We start from the raw sequence: 15,521 nt of genomic DNA, 5'->3' as shown, positions 1-15,521 counted from the left end.
CGATCTAAATTGTAACAATCTGAACAATTTATACTCCGGTGTTTATAACTCTTTTATTAGCCTTTTTATAATATTTTCTAATTTTCAGCATTAAATCTATACCAAATACGTTTCATGATCAAATATTTCCCTAACAGCTTAGCATTGTTTGTACTTTTTATTTTAGTACAGGCCTGTAGTTCAGATCCATCAGAAAAAAGAAAGAGTAAAATTCTTGAAAAAGAAGTGCCAGATAGTGTTGTTCTTTTTTATGACCCAAGAAAAGCTGATAAACGTATAGATGAAATTGTTACAAATCTTCACAGGAGATCAGGATTTAATGGCAATGTGCTGGTAGCTAAGAACGGAAAGATTATTTATGAAAGAGCCATTGGCTGGGCTGATCATCTTCATCGGGACAGTTTAAAGATTAATTCAGTTTTTGAGCTCGCCTCAGTTTCCAAACCATTTACTTCTACTGCTATTATGATGCTAGTTGAAGATGGTAAGCTAAAACTAAATCAGAATGTAAAGGAGTTTTACCCTGATTTTCCATACGATAGTATTACGGTTGAGCTTCTTTTAACCCATAAATCGGGTATGATGAATTATGTTTATTTCGTAGACGATCTTTGGAAAGCACAAAAGAAAGATGAGCGTCCGGGAATTACCAATCAGGATGTGATGAAGCTAATTGCTGAACACAAGCCTAATCCATACTCCAAACCAAACAGAAGGTTTCATTACAATAATTCCAATTACATGGTTCTGGCCGCGATTATTGAGAAGGTAAGCGGCCAAAAATATTCTCAATTTATGGCGGAGAATATCTTTAAACCGCTTGGAATGAAGAATACCGCAGTGTATTCCAAGGCTGAATTTGACAAAATTCCTGTGGATGTTGTTGGGCATGACCGAAACTGGCGCCGCTCTGTAGCGCAAAATTTTCTTGATGGACCTGTTGGCGATAAAGGAATATACAGTACCATACATGATCTCTATTTATTTGACAGGGCTATGAGAAAAGCCAAATTATTGAAGCCTGCGACTATGGATTCGGTTTATGCTGCTCATAATGTGATGCAAAAAGGGCATTTTAATTATGGTTATGGTTGGCGGACCTTCGAGAATGGTAAAAATAAAGTTGTATATCATACAGGCTGGTGGCATGGTTTCAGGAATATTTATTTAAGACAGGTGAATAAGGATATTACGATTATCTTATTAACTAATCTTACAAATGGAAGCTTATTGAAACTTGATGAACTTTATAAGGTTGCGGGTATGCCAATTGTAAGAAGAAGTGCCTATTCAGGAAACGGACAAAGTTCAGTTTCTGATGATGAGGATTAGTTCACAAGTTCTTTTAAACAAAGAAATCAGCAGATCATTTTTTTTGCCTGTAAATATGGTTAACTTGCCTAAATGGATTTGAAGAGCAGAGTTTTTATTATTGATGATGATCCGATTCATCAGCGTATAGCTCAGATCATGATATCAAAGCATAATCTGTTCGATGAGTATTTCAGTTATACAGATGCTCAAAAGGCACTTGATTTTTTACAAGAGAACAAAAATAATAAGGAAGCACTCCCGGATGTCATACTTCTTGACCTGAATATGCCGGTACTTGATGGATGGGATTTTCTCGAGACTTTTGAAACGCTTATTAAGGAGTTCAAAAAAAATATCCGGGTTTTTATTGTTTCCTCTTCGGTTGATGAAAAAGACTTAATTCGCTCAAAATCATATGTTGCTGTTAAGGGTTTTATTTCCAAGCCATTATCTCCGGATATCATCAGGTCAATTATAGAGACTAATTAAATTTCGATTAATTTATGTTTGATAAATTATTACAGGCCCAGCAAAAGGCTGAGGAAATAAAGAAGCGATTAGATTTAATTTCTGTTTCTTCCGAAGTCGAAGGGGGCAAAATCAGAATTACTTCAACCGCCAATAAGCATATATCAGCTGTTTCAATTGATCCTGAGTTTTTACGATCAGCTGATCATGAAGAATTCGAAGAATTGCTCGCAGCAGCAGTAAATAAGGTCTTAGCTCAGGCAGATAATGTGAGCCAAACAGAAATGCAGGCAGTTACCCGTGACATGATGGGAGGCCTCGGCAATTTGTTCGGGAAATAGTATTACCTGTTTATTCTTCCTTTTCAGATTACTGTTCCATTTGGAATTACGGCTAATTTTTTGACTACTACAATACCGTCTTTAATGGTATGAGTTTTAAAATCCCCGTTTTCGAGATGATTTCCTCCATTAATTCTGACGTCATCGCCAATGAAACAATTTTTATCAATGATAGCATTCTTAATGTAGCATCTTTCGCCAATACCCATTATGGGTTGTTTTTTGTCAAGGGCTTCGTTTAACTCATTCAATGTCTGATAGCGGTCTCCACCCATAACATAACTATTAACTATTGTGGTGCCTATTCCAATGCGAGTCCTGATTCCAATAATCGAACGTTCTATTCTGCTTGCATTTATAATACATCCGTCAGCAATAATTGTCTTCTCTAAAGTTGTTCCAGATATTTTGGATGGTGGAAGCATCCTGGCCCTCGAATAAATGGATTTTTTATCGAAAAGGTTAAATTCAGGGATATCATCGGTAAGGCCTATATTTGCCTCAAAGAAGGAAGGAATATTTCCTATATCAGTCCAATAACCTTCAAATTTATAACTAATTACTTTATGATCTTCAAGGGATTGGGGTATGATCTCTTTACCAAAATCTGTTCTCGTATTATTTTCCAGTAATTCTAATAGCAACTTTCTATTGAAAAGGTAAATACCCATTGATGCCAGGTATTCCTTGCCCTTTGATTTGAGTTCATGTCCAACTTCCGACTTCCATTCAGGCAAAAGTTCCTTTTTGGGTTTTTCAATAAAGGAAGTTATCAGGTTATTTTTATCAGCCTTCAGAATGCCAAAATCACTTGCATCTCTTGCGTTTACAGGTATAGTTGCAATACTAATCTCAGCCCCACTTTCTTCGTGGCTTCTGACCATATCTCCAAAATCCATCTGGTATAGCTGATCACCTGAAAGAATCAGAACATATTCACATTGGTGCTGTACTATATGACCAAGACTCTGCCTGACCGCATCTGCAGTGCCCTGAAACCAGGTACTGTTACCCGGTGTTTGTTCAGCTGCGAGAATATCTACAAATGCTTCACTGAAAAAACTGAAATGATAAGTGTTTTTAATATGCTTGTTTAAGGAAGCAGAATTAAATTGGGTTAAAACAAAAATTCGCTCAATCCCTGAATTCAGGCAATTTGAAATTGGAATATCCACCAATCGGTATTTTCCAGCAATTGGAACAGCCGGTTTTGAGCGGGTATCAGTCAGAGGATATAAGCGGGAACCTTGTCCGCCACCCAGGACAACAGATAGTACTTTAGAATTCATTTCAATCATTGCTCAAGCTTTTATATAGTTTAATATATTCTTCTGCCGATTTGTCCCATGAAAAATCAAGTGACATTATCTTTTTTCTTATTAGAGTCATTCTTTCAGTATCCTCATAAACCTCACAGGCTCTTCCGATCGCTGTTTTTATGCTTTGTATACTCAGCTCATCAAAACTGAGTCCGTAGCCTCCCGCCTCTTTTAAATCGATCACGGTATCTTTTAACCCCCCTGTTTTATGAACAACAGGTATAGTTCCATATCGCATCGCATAAAGCTGGTTTAAGCCGCATGGCTCTACTCTTGATGGCATAATCAGGAAGTCAGCACCTGCATAGATTCGATGTGAAAGCATTTCATCGTATCCGATATAAACTCCGTATTGTTTTTTATATTTTACAGAAAGATCTTTTAATTCCTTTTCAGTTTTCGGGTCTCCTGAACCTAAAATAAGAAAATTTAGTTTTCCTTTATAGGTATCCAGACAAGATGCAATAGCTTCTGAAAGCAAATCAGCACCCTTCTCACCAACCAGCCTTCCGATAAATACAACCAGTGGCTTTGAACTGCTCAGTCCAAACTCTTTGCAGAGTTGCTTTTTATTTTCTTTCTTGCCGGCATTAACGCTATCTAGCGAATAGGTTTTGAAGATCATTGGATCAGTCTCCGAATTCCAAACAAGGGTGTCTATACCATTAATTATTCCAGATCCTTTAGCTTCTTCCATCTGAAACAATTTTTCCAGACCATTCGAATTGATTGATAGTTCTTTCAGATAGCTTGGCGAAACTGTGGTAAATTTCCAGCAGCACTTTACAGAGGCGGCCAGGGAATTAATACAGTTCCCCCAGTCCAGAAGTCCGGCTTTATTCAGGTCAAAGGCAGGTAAATAAGAAATTTTATCCCAGCCAAACCAGCCCTGATACTGTCCATTATGTATCGTGCAAACAGTTGGAATAGAGGCCAGATTGCTGTATGCAATTGTATGTGAAACCAGAAAAGGAATTAGTCCGGTATGGTGATCATGACAATGAATAATGTCAGGTTTCTGATCGGATTTACTGATCCAATCTAAGAATGAGAGTTGAAAACTAATAAATTGCTCTATTTCATCAGGGTAGCAATATATTTCAGGGCGATCAAGCAGGCCGGGTATTTGAATCAGATATAAATCAAAACCCAGAGTTCTGTTCCTTTCTTTGAGAATATTGTATTTAAAAGTTTTAGATCCCAGTATTCCTGTTGATTTGAATATGATATCAAAAGTGTTTTCCTGAACGAATTTGCGGTCGTAATATGGCAATACTACTGAGGCATTTATTCCGGCTTCACAAAGGTATTTGGGCAGCGCACCAACAACATCCCCAAGTCCGCCGACTTTGGCAACCGGGTAGCATTCTGCACTGAGGTGAATGACATTCATAAAGGAATATTGAAAACTGAATTTAAGAAATGTAAACTACAAAACTTAATGTGTTAATCTAATGGAATAAGATAACAAAATATCAGCCGATATTCAAATTCTGCAAAACTGTGATTTAATTAATGAGCTTCCAGCCAGTTTCGGCCTTCACCAACCTCAACCAGAATTGGGACCTCCATTTTAATCGCATTTTTCATTCGCTCGGTAATGATTCCCTTCATAATCTCGGTTTCATGAATAAGTACATCAAACACCAATTCATCATGTACCTGCATCGTCATTTTCGAGCCCAGTTTATGATCTTTTATATCCTGATGAATCCTGATCATCGCAATCTTAATCATGTCTGCTGCCGATCCCTGGATCGGTGCATTGATCGCATTTCGCTCCGCAAAGCCCCTAACAGTCTGATTGGCCGAATTAATATCCCTGAGGTAACGTCTTCTGCCCATAATGGTTTCCACGTACCCATTTTCACGTGCAAAGTTCATGGTATCATTCATGTACTTCTTAATATTGGGGTAGGTATTGAAATAATTTTCAATAATTTCTGCTGCTTCCTTTCTGGGGATACCGAGATTTTGTGATAACCCAAAAGCTGACTGTCCATAAATAATTCCAAAGTTTACGGCTTTTGCATTCCTTCTTTGGGTTGAATTTACTTCTTCTAATGCAATTCCATATACTTTAGCGGCTGTTGCCGTATGAATATCCAGTCCGTTTATAAAAGCTTCCATCATGTTCTCATCCTTACTGATCTCGGCAATAATCCTTAGTTCGATCTGGGAATAATCTGCTGATAATAAAACATGTTCATTATCTCTTGGAATAAATGCCTTTCTGACCTCCCTGCCACGCTCGGTGCGGATGGGAATATTCTGAAGATTGGGATTGTTTGAACTGAGACGACCCGTTGATGCAACTGCCTGGTTATAGGATGTATGGATGCGACCTGTTTTCGGGTTGATCATCTGGGGTAAAGCATCAACATAAGTGGATTTCAGTTTTTGTAATTGTCTGAAATCAAGAATGTCAGCTACAATATCACTTTTGTTGGCCAACCTCAGGAGAACATCTTCGCCGGTCTGATATTGTCCGGTTTTGGTTTTTTTTGCCTGCGGATCAAGCTGAAGTTTATCAAACAGAACCTCACCAAGCTGTTTTGGTGAGGCGATATTGAATTTGACACCTGCCTTTTCATAAATTGTTCTTTCGAATGACCGGATATCAGTTTCAAGTGTTTTGGAAAATTCCACTAATGCGCCCTGATCGATTTTTACTCCTTCATGTTCAATATCAGCAAGAACATAGATCAGGGGATTCTCAATATCTTCTGCCAGTTTCCAGGCATTGACTGATTTGAGGATGGGTTCGAATACAGTCTTCAACTGAAGGGTTATATCAGCATCTTCTGCTGCATATTCTTTTACTTTTTCAATATCAGCATCCCTCATATTTCCCTGATTCTTACCTTTATCGCCAATAAGGGTGCTAATACTCACAGGACTATAATTCAGGTAATTTTCAGCCAGCAGATCCATGTTATGACGCGAATCGGGGTCAATCAGATAATGAGCAAGCATGGTGTCGAAAAGCTCACCCTGTATGTTGATGTCATACCATTTAAGAACCAGAATATCATATTTAATATTTTGACCTATTTTAGAAATAAGCGGGTTCTCTAAAACAGATTTAAACTCTTTTAAAATAGTTTTACATTCATTCTGGTCTGCCGGAAGCGGAACATACCATGCTTCACCTTGTTTAACACTGAATGAAAGCCCAACAAGTTCACAATTGTTGGCATCAAGTCCGGTGGTTTCAGTATCAAAGCAGAAAAAGCTATGGTCATTGAGTAAGCGAACGAGGCTGCTTCTTTTCTCTCCATTATCAACTAACTGATAATTATGATCAGTATTGCTGATGTTTTTGAAACTTAGCGGCATTTGCGGAAGGCTTTTTTCTTCCTTTTTATTTGAATCAGCAGGCTCCTGCGCCTCATGATTTCCAAACAGATCCATTTGTCCGGAAGAAGGGCTGGATTTTACATCGGCAATGCTGAATTCTTCACCAAAAACTCTTTTTCCAAGTGTACGAAACTCCAGTTCTGCGAAAAGGGGTTCCAGTACATCCCGATTGGGTTCATCAACGTGCAAAGCATCGACATCAAGATCTACTGGTGCATTCAGCATGATGGTAGCGAGTTTTTTTGAGATAAGACCCTGTTCAGCAAAATTTTCAACATTTTCCCGAAGTTTCCCCTTCAGTTCATGACTATTGCTGATGATATTTTCGATTGAACCGTATTGTTTAATTAGTTGTTTTGCGGTTTTTTCGCCAATTCCCGGAATACCAGGGATATTATCTACTGCATCGCCCCATAAACCCAAAATATCGATTACCTGTTCAACATGATCAATTTCCCATTTTTCAAGGATCTCTTTTACACCCTGAATTTCCATACCATTTCCCATCCGGGCAGGTTTGTAAATGAAAATGTTCTCGGAAACGAGTTGTCCGAAATCTTTATCTGGTGTCATGCAATAGACTGTAAATCCTTCGATTTCTGCTTTTTTGGCAAGAGTTCCTATCAGGTCATCGGCTTCGTATCCATCAGAAAATATAACCGGGATGTTAAATCCTTCAATCAGGCGGATGATATAAGGAATGGCAGTTGAAAGATCCTCTGGCATTGCTTGTCGGTGGGCTTTATACGCTGTAAAATCAGTATGCCTTTCAGTAGGTGCATCGGTATCAAATACCACGGCCATATGACTGGGATTTTCTTTCTTAAGAACCTCCAGCAGTGTATTTGTGAACCCCATTATGGCTGAGGTGTTCAGACCCCCGGATGTGAACCTCGGATTTTTACTCAATGCAAAATGGGCTCTGTAAATCAGGGCAAATGCATCTAAGAGAAATAGCTTTTTCATTATCAGTATTGAATTTCGGGAATATACCCTCTAAAATTTATCTGGCTATGCAGCCTTCAATATGGTCGTTTACCATTCCTGTAGCCTGCATATGCGCGTAACATATAGTTGTTCCAAAGAATTTGAAGCCCCGTTTTTTCATATCTGCACTGATGCGGTCTGAAAGTTCAGTTCTTGGCTGCAAGTCCTTATGGCTGCTTAGTTTATTTATAATTGGTTTTTTATCTGGTAAAAATCCCCAGATATAATTGGAAAAGGAACCGAATTCTTTCTGAATTCCCAAAAATAATCTGGCATTGCTTATTGCAGCATTAACCTTTAGCCGGTTTCGAATAATTCCCTCATTCTGTAATAAGCGTTCTACATCCTCCTGGCTGAAAGCGGCAACTTTCAGGGCATCAAAATTTGCAAACGCTTTCCGGTAATTTTCACGCTTCCGCAGGATAGTGATCCAGCTAAGCCCTGCCTGTGCACTCTCGAGAATTAAAAATTCGAACAAAGTCTGATCATCATAAACAGGTTTACCCCATTCTTCATCATGATATCTGACATAAAGAGGGTCGGTGCCACACCAGGCACATCTGACGATATTTTGATCTGGATTCAAGGTTTGGTTTATTTATAATTACAAGGCCTCTGTTAATTCAAACAAAATGCGATATGGTTCAGGATAAATTGCTGTTAAGCTCTTCCCAATATTCAAGAGCTCTCCGGTAATGAGGAATAACAATAGAACCTCCTACCAGATTTGCAATCATAAAGATCTCATTCATTTCAGTATTACTCACCCCTTCATCATGACACTTTCCGAGATGATATTTAATGCAATCATCACAGCGTAAAACCATAGAGGCTACCAGACCGAGCATTTCTTTTGTTTTAACATTCAGTGCGCCATCTGCATAGGTTGTTGTATCGAGCGCAATGAAACGTTTGATATTAGTATCAGCAGTATCCATAATGCGTTCATTCATCCGGGTACGGTAGCTGTTGAATTCATCGATCATTTTTCCCATATTTTATAGCAAATATATTTTGAAGGCTAAGTCGGTTTTTTAGAGTTCAAGCTCAATTGCAGGATCCCAGAATATGTTTTTGAAATCAACAACCTTGTCATTCTCTATTTTAACTCCTTCATTTTCAAGTAATTGTTGCATCATGTCTACTGAGCCGAAATGGAATTTACCGGTGAGCAAACCATTTCTGTTCACTACCCTTTGGGCAGGCACCGGGGGAAAGGTCGTATGTGCAGCATTCATTGCATAGCCGACCATTCTTGATGAGCCCCTTGTTCCAAGATAAGAGGCTATTGCGCCATAAGAACTTACCCTTCCTTTTGGTATGAGTCTTACAACCTGGTAGACCTGATCATAGAAACTAAGCTTGTCCATTTACTCAAAACTAAACTTCAGGTAATTTATATTCTTATCATTTGCAAGATACTTTTTCTCATAATAGGTTTTGATTGAAAGTATATCATCAACAAAGTTGGATTTGTAAAGGTCGTCTGTACTGATATGAGTAATAAGACCGAGCTCTTTAATTTTTGCAAGAGTAAAGATATATAAAAGGTCGCTATCTGTTTTTAAATGCACCGGACCCTGCTTTTTGAGAACAATTTTGTACATATCCAGGAAGCGGACAGAAGTCAGTCGTTTTTTCTCCCGGCTTATCTGTGGCTGTGGGTCAGGGAAAGTGATCCAAATCTCCGAAACTTCAGTTTCAGAGAAGTAATCCAGCAGATTTTCAATCTGAATTCTAAGGAAGGCAACATTTGAAATATTTTCTTCAATAGCGGTTTTTGCACCTCTCCAGATGCGGTTTCCTTTATAATCTATCCCAATAAAATTAATTTCAGGAAACAGCCGTGCAAGATTGACAGTGTACTCACCTTTACCACATCCCAGTTCAAGAATGAGGGGATTATTGTTTTTAAAATGATTTTTGGCCCACTGGCCCTTTAATACTTTTCCATCTTCAAGCTCTATGACATTTTCAAAGGCTGTGATTTCTGCAAAGCGACGAAGTTTATCCTTACCCATTTCTAATCTAAAATGCCAGTAAAAATAGTTTTATCTTTGCATACTCTATAATAATGGAAAAAGCATCTAAAATATATATTGCAGGTCATCGTGGAATGGTGGGTTCTGCCATTTTCAGAAAACTCGAAAAAGAAGGTTATTCTAATCTTTTAACGCGTACTTCATCTGAACTGGATTTGAGAGATCAGAAAGCTGTGACTGATTTTTTTCTCAAAGAGAAACCGGATTATGTATTTCTTGCGGCAGCAAAAGTTGGGGGAATAATTGCTAATAATACCTTCAGGGCCGATTTCTTATTTGAGAATCTGTCAATACAGAATAATGTAATCCATCAATCTTATCTGAATGGGGTAAAGAAGTTAATGTTTCTGGGCTCAAGCTGCATATATCCCAAGCATGCACCCCAGCCGCTCAGGGAAGAATATTTATTGACCGGATTACTTGAAACTACAAATGAACCATATGCGATAGCAAAAATTGCAGGTATTAAAATGTGTGAAGCTTATCGTTCTCAGTATGGATGTAATTTTATATCTGTTATGCCTACCAATCTGTACGGTTTTAATGATAACTATCATCCACAAAATTCACATGTTTTGCCGGCTCTGATTAGAAAATTTCATGAGGCAAAATTAAATTCTGCAGATCATGTTACTATTTTAGGAACCGGAAGTCCCAGGCGTGAGTTTCTGTTTTCTGACGATCTGGCAAATGCCTGTTATTATCTGATGCAAAATTACGATGAGCCGGGTATGATCAATGTTGGAACCGGTGAGGACATAACTATTAAAGAACTGGCTTTGTTAATTAAAAGGATAATCGGTTTTAAAGGTGATTTGGTTTTTGATCCTTCCAAGCCTGATGGTACTCCCCGTAAGCTTTTGGATGTTTCGAAGTTACATAGTAAGGGCTGGAGGCATGAGGTTGATCTCGAACAGGGCATCCAGAAGGTTTATGATGATTTCATAAAGAACTACGCATAAAAAAACCTCCCGAATACAATTGGGAAGTTCTTTCTAATAAGTTTCACTATCAGGGGGAATTCCATAATCATCAATTCCCGGCTCCTGTTTTTTCTTTCTTTTAGTTGATTTTATCCATTCTGAAAATTTATTAATCAGATCGCTTACAACATCCTTGTTTACTGTTTTTGCAGTATTCTGGGAAAGCAATTCGACAACTGATTTTAGCAGAAATCCTGATTTAGGGAATATAAATTTATTCATCACTACCGGCAAACCAACTCGAAAGATACTGGTTACCCAGTCCTGCTGTAAACTGCCAGGTTCATTTCTGTTTGGCTTAAACATTGGACTAACCCAATCGTTAACTTTACTGAATAGCATAAGAGGCACCCGAAACCTGCTGGCAATTCTGTCAGTTTCCAATTTTAATTCACCCTCTATCTCAGAACGTACAGTCCTTAAACGAAGAATTTCGGCCCGCAGATCGTCACTATTTTGAATCCTTGTTCTCATGTTGTTCTTCATTTCTATCCTTGAAAAATTTTTCAATCACTAAATTAATGATCCGTTTCTCCAAATATTTCTCTTTAATGGAATTCAAAATTACAGCCCCGAGTAAATAAATACCTGCTACGATTAAAAAACCGCCATAAGTGTTATTTAAGACTTCGGATAGATAAAATCCGAGGGCAAGGCTGCCGAATAAACAGGCAAGAACTGTAAGTACCAGAACCAGGCCATCGGTAAGCAAACCGGCAAACAATTGCGATCCCTTATCCACAGCACTGAGCACAGATAGCTCTGTTCGAACATGAATATATTCTTTAATTTTCTCAATGATATTTTGTGGATCAACTTCCTGTTCTTCCATGCCGTTGAAAAATTTAAGAATTTTTAACCTTATTATACTTGCGTTCTGCATCATCAGCGATATTGCTGACATTTACTTTGGCTTGGGTATAATCATCTTCTGCCGACCTTATTTTTGACCTGATATTCTCAACAACCTTTTCTTTAAATTCGGTCAGGTTTTCAATCTCTTCGGCGGCACGGTCTTTAATACTATCTCCGAGATTTTTCAGAGAATCACTTAGTTTATCACGGGTTTCTGATCCCTTTTCCGGGGCGAATAATATTCCTAACGCTGCTCCTGCAGCCATCCCGGCAAGCAGTGCGAATAAAATTTTCGAGTTATCTTTCATGGTTAAATTATTTAATATTACAGATAAATGGTTTTTTACAATTCTTTCAACTATCAATATACATCTAAAAATTATTCATTTCCACCCGATCTCAATTTTTCAAGTCTTTCTGTTGCCAGTTTACTTGTTTCATAAATCCGGATAGTTAACATAAAGTACGATAATAATAACGGGCCAAATACTAGTCCTAGTATACCAAAGATAGGTATACCAATAATCACGCCAACTACGGTTATGATTGGATGTGTGTTTGAAATCCCTTTAGCAATGATCAAACGCAAGACATTATCAATATTGGTAATCACAATAAAGCCAAAAAGCAGGATTCCCCAGCCAGCAGTATCATTTCCATTGGCTAATTCAATTATTGCCGCAGGAACAAATACAAGAGGCGCTCCAATCGCCGGAAGAAAACAGAGAAATGTTGCTATTACCCCCCAAAAGATGGGATCACTGATTCCGAATATGAAGAATGAAATACTTAAAAGCGAGCCCTGCACGATGGCAATATAACCTTGACCGAGAACATTGGAATAGGTGTTATTCTTTAATTCCTCTGCGAATTTTAAAGCATTCTGTTCGCGGAAAGGAGCATATTTAAGCAAGCCTGCTTCAAATTCCTTTCTTTGTACCATCATAAAATATAACAAAAAATACATAATTACCAGACCCAGAATAATGTTAAACGCACCACTAATCAACGATGGAAATAATTCTGTGGCAAATTGACTGAGTTTTGCCATCCCTTTATCGAGGAGATGAGGCTGGTCTAATTTGGAGCCAATGAAATCGTCAATCCTTTGCATAATGACCATCATTCGCATTGGATCAGCCTGAAATTCAGTGATCTTATCAATAACCATCAGGCTGAGCATTAAGAATGGGAGCACTATTACCAGGAGTGATAACAGAATCATCAGAGTTGCAGCTATCCGATCTTTTATCTTATATTTTTCAACCAGTAAATTGTAAACCGGAAGGAGAAGAGTATAAAGTACAATGGTGCTAAGTAAGGTGCCGGCTATTGTTCTAAGGCTATACAATACGAAACATCCTAAAATGATGAGGATGGCCAGGACTATGTCATTTCTTTGCTTATAGCTGTATATCGACATATTCGTTTCTGTTGATGCCCTAAGAGGGGATTTAAAATAATAAAACCCGCCTAAAGCTGAAGCGGGTTTATCTGATTACTCTTTTGTTTTATATTAGTCCAGATTGATCGCTTTCATTTTATTGTAAAGTGTCTTTCGGTCTATATTCAAAATTTTAGCAGCCTTTGTCTTATTGAAATTCACTTCTTTCAATACATTCAAAATGGTTTCATATTCTGCTTCCATAGCCGCATTTTTAAGATCATGCTTGTTTGGATTGACAGCAACATTTGAGCCAAAACTGCTCTCAAGTGCTGAAGCTTTTGCAAATGTTGAGATTTCGAGTGGCAAAGCCTTGAGTTGTATTTCGTTTCCTTCAGTGATCAGGGTTGCACGCCGAATCACATTTTTTAACTCGCGTACATTTCCAGGCCAATTATAGGTCATCATACAATCTATCACTTCTGAAGAAAAGCCTGTGACATTTCTGTTTAATTCAGCATTGGCCTCTTTTAAAAAATGTTCTGCAAAAAGCTGGATGTCTTTACCACGATCGCGCAATGGGGGTATGGTGATATTGAACTCATTGAAGCGATGGAATAAGTCTTCCCGGAAGCGGCCTTTTTGAATCGCATCACTCAGGTTTTCATTCGTGGCAACAAGGATACGGACATCAAGATCGATTTCCTTCGTGCTTCCAATTCGTTTTACTTTACGTTCCTGAACAGTTCTTAATAATGCTGCCTGAATTTCATAAGAAAGATTTCCAACCTCATCCAGGAATAATGTTCCGCCGTTTGCCATTTCAAAATGACCAATTTTGGTATACAAAGCACCTGTAAATGAACCCTTTTCATGGCCAAAAAACTCACTTCCTGCGAGATCTTTGGTGAGGGAACCACAGTCCATCGCAATGAATGGCTTATCTTTTCTGGGACTATTAAAATGAATGCTTTTTGCAACCGATTCCTTACCTGTCCCACTCTCACCATTAAGTATTACACTGTAGTTGGTTGGAGCTACAAGTTTGATCTGTTTCATTAATTCAAGAGAAGCCGGACTTTTTCCGGTTACAAATTCTTCAGGAATCACATTTCCAATGCTTTCTCTTCTTTTTTCTGTCTCAGGTTCCTTGGTTTCAGCTTGATTAATTATTTTTTGAGCCTCAAGTGCTTTATTGATCGTATTTAGTATTTCATCGGGGTACAAGGGTTTGGAGATATAATCGAATGCACCCATTTTAATTAACTCTACAGCCAGTTTTATATCCGAATAACCAGTGATGATAATCACTCCGGTATTCGGGTAGGAAGTTTTGATCTTTTTTAACATCTCCCTTCCATCGGTGTCCTCAAGTCGAAAATCACAAAGGACCAGATCAAATTCCTCCTTTGTCATTAACTCCAAAGCACTGATTCCGTTAGTACTTGTTTTTACTTCGAATCCATTTCTGGTCAGAAACTTTGATAAAAGAAGGCCGATGTTTATTTCGTCATCGATTATTAATATTTTATTCATGGATATATAGGTAAACCGAGAGGCTGATAACTAGATGATTATATTGCTAATTTAAGCAAAATAATCATATTTGGGAAATATTTTCTACACTTTTGAATTTTGGTTTTGTTATCTCCCGGTAAATTCTGCCTTCCTTTTAGCCAAAAATGCTGCTACCCCTTCTCTGAAATCTTCTGATCCGAAGCAATTGGAGAATTCTGAAATCTCTGTTTCATAACCATCAATACCGTCTGCCGAAGCCGCATTGATTGCTCTGATAGCGCAGCCTACTGCAAAGGGGGAGCGGGTCATTATCTTTTTTATGAGTTCAGCAGCCTTTGTAAGAAGTTCATCAAACTCAAAAACATGATTTACAAGTCCGGTTCTATAAGCTTCTTCAGCATTGATCATATCAGCAGTCATGATCATTTCCATAGCTCTTCCTTTTCCTATAAGTTCAGTGAGCCTTTGTGTGCCACCATAGCCAGGGATAAGCCCTAAACTTACCTCAGGCAGACCCATCTTAGCTCCGCTTGCTGCTACTCTGATATGGCAGGCCATAGCGAGTTCAAGCCCGCCACCCAATGCAAAGCCATTTATCGCCGCAATAACCGGCTTTGAATGGTTTTGTATGACATCAAAGACCTTAATTTGTCCTTCACGGGCAAGTTCCCTTCCTTCGTCGGCATTAAAATCAGCGAATTCAGAAATATCAGCCCCGGCAACAAAGGCCTTTTGTCCGGCCCCGGTTATTATCAGCCCCCCAACCTCATCATCATGGGTTGACCCTGTAACTACATCATGGAGTTCGGCTAATGTGGCTTTATTAAGTGCATTTAGTTTGCTTTCGCGATTGATTGTTATATATAAAATTCGTTCACGATTTTCGATGAGCAGGTTAGAATAGTTCATTATTCAAGAAATTATAATTATGGCTGATCTTTGCCCGATTA

17 protein-coding genes are annotated in these 15,521 nt (G+C 38.3%); 4 read left to right on the top strand and 13 right to left on the bottom strand.

The annotated features are described in order from the left end of the window. Nucleotides 1–114 precede the first annotated feature (114 nt). From VGE44_RS16260 to VGE44_RS16250, 3 genes are all read left to right on the top strand, one after another. Nucleotides 115–1,332, top strand: coding sequence for a serine hydrolase domain-containing protein (locus VGE44_RS16260; RefSeq protein WP_331081096.1), 1,218 nt, complete (start codon nt 115–117; stop codon nt 1,330–1,332). A 72-nt stretch (nt 1,333–1,404) separates the two neighbouring features. Further along, nucleotides 1,405–1,803 carry a response regulator gene (locus tag VGE44_RS16255; protein WP_331081094.1) on the top strand — a complete coding sequence of 133 codons (399 nt, stop codon included), beginning with the start codon at nt 1,405–1,407 and terminating at the stop codon, nt 1,801–1,803. 14 nt (nt 1,804–1,817) lie between these two features. After that, nucleotides 1,818–2,123, top strand: a complete 306-nt coding sequence (locus tag VGE44_RS16250) for a YbaB/EbfC family nucleoid-associated protein (protein WP_331081092.1) — start codon at nt 1,818–1,820, stop codon at nt 2,121–2,123. A gap of 23 nt (nt 2,124–2,146) precedes the next feature. On the opposite strand, the gene VGE44_RS16245 is transcribed toward VGE44_RS16250, so the two are convergent. The 7 genes from VGE44_RS16245 to trmB all read right to left on the bottom strand — a co-directional run bounded on the left by VGE44_RS16245 (nt 2,147) and on the right by trmB (nt 9,810). Next, the gene (locus VGE44_RS16245) at nt 2,147–3,412 is read right to left on the bottom strand and encodes a glucose-1-phosphate adenylyltransferase (RefSeq protein ID WP_331081187.1); all 1,266 of its coding nucleotides are present in this window, start codon (nt 3,410–3,412) and stop codon (nt 2,147–2,149) included. Nucleotide 3,413: 1 nt separating this feature from the next. Next, on the bottom strand, nt 3,414–4,835 hold the full coding sequence (locus VGE44_RS16240) for a glycogen/starch synthase (RefSeq protein ID WP_331081090.1): 1,422 nt from the start codon (nt 4,833–4,835) through the stop codon (nt 3,414–3,416). Nucleotides 4,836–4,954: 119 nt separating this feature from the next. Next, nucleotides 4,955–7,768 (bottom strand): DNA polymerase I, encoded by a 2,814-nt coding sequence (polA, locus tag VGE44_RS16235; protein ID WP_331081088.1) that lies wholly within the window; start codon nt 7,766–7,768, stop codon nt 4,955–4,957. Between the two features lie 37 nt (nt 7,769–7,805). Next, nucleotides 7,806–8,375: a DNA-3-methyladenine glycosylase I gene (locus VGE44_RS16230; RefSeq protein ID WP_331081086.1), complete on the bottom strand. Its 570-nt coding sequence runs from the start codon at nt 8,373–8,375 to the stop codon at nt 7,806–7,808. Between the two features lie 58 nt (nt 8,376–8,433). After that, entirely contained in the window at nt 8,434–8,784 is a 351-nt protein-coding gene (locus VGE44_RS16225) for a carboxymuconolactone decarboxylase family protein (protein ID WP_331081084.1), read from the bottom strand. Nucleotides 8,785–8,823: 39 nt separating this feature from the next. Then, the gene (locus VGE44_RS16220) at nt 8,824–9,159 is read right to left on the bottom strand and encodes an MGMT family protein (protein WP_331081082.1); all 336 of its coding nucleotides are present in this window, start codon (nt 9,157–9,159) and stop codon (nt 8,824–8,826) included. Then, nucleotides 9,160–9,810, bottom strand: a complete 651-nt coding sequence (trmB, locus tag VGE44_RS16215) for a tRNA (guanosine(46)-N7)-methyltransferase TrmB (protein ID WP_331081080.1) — start codon at nt 9,808–9,810, stop codon at nt 9,160–9,162. A 53-nt stretch (nt 9,811–9,863) separates the two neighbouring features. Here trmB and VGE44_RS16210 point away from each other — a divergent pair, with 53 nt between their 5' ends. Continuing rightward, entirely contained in the window at nt 9,864–10,793 is a 930-nt protein-coding gene (locus VGE44_RS16210) for a GDP-L-fucose synthase (protein WP_331081078.1), read from the top strand. Between the two features lie 33 nt (nt 10,794–10,826). Here VGE44_RS16210 and VGE44_RS16205 read toward each other — a convergent pair whose 3' ends face one another. The 6 genes from VGE44_RS16205 to VGE44_RS16180 all read right to left on the bottom strand — a co-directional run bounded on the left by VGE44_RS16205 (nt 10,827) and on the right by VGE44_RS16180 (nt 15,480). Then, entirely contained in the window at nt 10,827–11,288 is a 462-nt protein-coding gene (locus VGE44_RS16205) for a hypothetical protein (protein WP_331081076.1), read from the bottom strand. After that, nucleotides 11,266–11,646, bottom strand: a complete 381-nt coding sequence (locus VGE44_RS16200; protein WP_305364811.1) for a phage holin family protein — start codon at nt 11,644–11,646, stop codon at nt 11,266–11,268. Before VGE44_RS16200 ends, VGE44_RS16205 begins: the two co-directional genes overlap by 23 nt. Before the next feature lie 13 nt (nt 11,647–11,659). Continuing rightward, nucleotides 11,660–11,977: a YtxH domain-containing protein gene (locus tag VGE44_RS16195; RefSeq protein ID WP_331081073.1), complete on the bottom strand. Its 318-nt coding sequence runs from the start codon at nt 11,975–11,977 to the stop codon at nt 11,660–11,662. 71 nt (nt 11,978–12,048) lie between these two features. Continuing rightward, nucleotides 12,049–13,092: an AI-2E family transporter gene (locus VGE44_RS16190; RefSeq protein WP_331081071.1), complete on the bottom strand. Its 1,044-nt coding sequence runs from the start codon at nt 13,090–13,092 to the stop codon at nt 12,049–12,051. A 93-nt stretch (nt 13,093–13,185) separates the two neighbouring features. After that, a complete protein-coding gene (locus VGE44_RS16185; protein ID WP_331081069.1) occupies nt 13,186–14,589 on the bottom strand; it encodes a sigma-54 dependent transcriptional regulator in 1,404 nt (467 codons plus the stop codon). 108 nt (nt 14,590–14,697) lie between these two features. Next, nucleotides 14,698–15,480, bottom strand: a complete 783-nt coding sequence (locus VGE44_RS16180) for an enoyl-CoA hydratase/isomerase family protein (RefSeq protein ID WP_331081067.1) — start codon at nt 15,478–15,480, stop codon at nt 14,698–14,700. Nucleotides 15,481–15,521 lie beyond the last annotated feature (41 nt).

It is taken from the genome of Daejeonella sp. (assembly GCF_036405355.1).
Classification (GTDB): Bacteria; Bacteroidota; Bacteroidia; order Sphingobacteriales; family Sphingobacteriaceae; genus Daejeonella.
Note: the sequence above shows the minus strand (reverse complement) of the source record. Positions and strands in the feature narration are given on the sequence as shown.

Bases quoted from the DNA above. Each gene is read 5' to 3' on its own strand.
- VGE44_RS16240 (WP_331081090.1), bottom strand. From the start codon at position 4,835: ATGAATGTCATTCACCTCAGTGCAGAATGCTACCCGGTTGCCAAAGTC.
- VGE44_RS16210 (WP_331081078.1), top strand. From the start codon at position 9,864: ATGGAAAAAGCATCTAAAATATATATTGCAGGTCATCGTGGAATGGTG.
- VGE44_RS16255 (WP_331081094.1), top strand. From the start codon at position 1,405: ATGGATTTGAAGAGCAGAGTTTTTATTATTGATGATGATCCGATTCAT.
- VGE44_RS16180 (WP_331081067.1), bottom strand. From the start codon at position 15,480: ATGAACTATTCTAACCTGCTCATCGAAAATCGTGAACGAATTTTATAT.
- trmB (WP_331081080.1), bottom strand. From the start codon at position 9,810: ATGGGTAAGGATAAACTTCGTCGCTTTGCAGAAATCACAGCCTTTGAA.
- VGE44_RS16200 (WP_305364811.1), bottom strand. From the start codon at position 11,646: ATGGAAGAACAGGAAGTTGATCCACAAAATATCATTGAGAAAATTAAA.
- VGE44_RS16260 (WP_331081096.1), top strand. From the start codon at position 115: ATGATCAAATATTTCCCTAACAGCTTAGCATTGTTTGTACTTTTTATT.
- VGE44_RS16245 (WP_331081187.1), bottom strand. From the start codon at position 3,412: ATGAATTCTAAAGTACTATCTGTTGTCCTGGGTGGCGGACAAGGTTCC.
- VGE44_RS16225 (WP_331081084.1), bottom strand. From the start codon at position 8,784: ATGGGAAAAATGATCGATGAATTCAACAGCTACCGTACCCGGATGAAT.
- VGE44_RS16185 (WP_331081069.1), bottom strand. From the start codon at position 14,589: ATGAATAAAATATTAATAATCGATGACGAAATAAACATCGGCCTTCTT.
- VGE44_RS16195 (WP_331081073.1), bottom strand. From the start codon at position 11,977: ATGAAAGATAACTCGAAAATTTTATTCGCACTGCTTGCCGGGATGGCT.
- VGE44_RS16190 (WP_331081071.1), bottom strand. From the start codon at position 13,092: ATGTCGATATACAGCTATAAGCAAAGAAATGACATAGTCCTGGCCATC.
- VGE44_RS16220 (WP_331081082.1), bottom strand. From the start codon at position 9,159: ATGGACAAGCTTAGTTTCTATGATCAGGTCTACCAGGTTGTAAGACTC.
- VGE44_RS16250 (WP_331081092.1), top strand. From the start codon at position 1,818: ATGTTTGATAAATTATTACAGGCCCAGCAAAAGGCTGAGGAAATAAAG.
- VGE44_RS16205 (WP_331081076.1), bottom strand. From the start codon at position 11,288: ATGAGAACAAGGATTCAAAATAGTGACGATCTGCGGGCCGAAATTCTT.
- polA (WP_331081088.1), bottom strand. From the start codon at position 7,768: ATGAAAAAGCTATTTCTCTTAGATGCATTTGCCCTGATTTACAGAGCC.